This is a genomic window from Alteromonas sp. 14N.309.X.WAT.G.H12 (assembly GCF_036697315.1).
Classification (GTDB): Bacteria; Pseudomonadota; Gammaproteobacteria; order Enterobacterales; family Alteromonadaceae; genus Alteromonas.
Window position 1 is genome coordinate 1 of sequence record NZ_JBAHZB010000250.1, and the last position, 511, is coordinate 511.

1 protein-coding gene is annotated in these 511 nt (G+C 43.4%); it reads right to left on the reverse strand.

What is annotated here, in order from left to right; translation table 11 throughout:
* Positions 1-109 precede the first annotated feature (109 nt).
* Positions 110-490 (reverse strand): VOC family protein, encoded by a 381-nt coding sequence (locus V5298_RS20830; protein WP_332933314.1) that lies wholly within the window; start codon positions 488-490, stop codon positions 110-112.
* Positions 491-511 lie beyond the last annotated feature (21 nt).

Genomic DNA, 511 nt, shown 5'->3' on the forward strand with positions numbered 1-511 from the left:
TATAACACCCTGCTTAGGGGCGGAAACACATGGGCTAAAATTTAGGAGCGAAGCGACGCAGCCCATGTGTTTGCGTCCCAGCGAGCCTGCGAGCGACTACAGCAGATTGTTATACGCGTTTCTCAACCTTCCAAGGAGGATTTAAGCGGTTTTCACCTGCCCAGTAAAGTTTGATTTTGTTACCAGACGGATCTTTAAGTATGGCTTCTTTCCACAAATACCGTTGCTCTGTCGGCTGTTGTTCAAACTGAAAACCTTTCCTAGTCAACTCAGCACACAGTTCGTCAAGTTTTTCATGCTCGAAGTAAATCACAGAACTGTTTTCAAATTCATCGGTTTCGAGTGATAAGGAAAAGGTGGAATTCCCATCTGGGCAAGAAAACCTTGCGTAATGAGGCGTATCGACAATTTGTGTGAAGCCGAGATTTAGGTAAAAGTTAGCAGCAATATCCAAATCTTTTACTGGTAACGTAACTTGGTTAAGTTCCATTTAAACTCCTAGCGTATAACG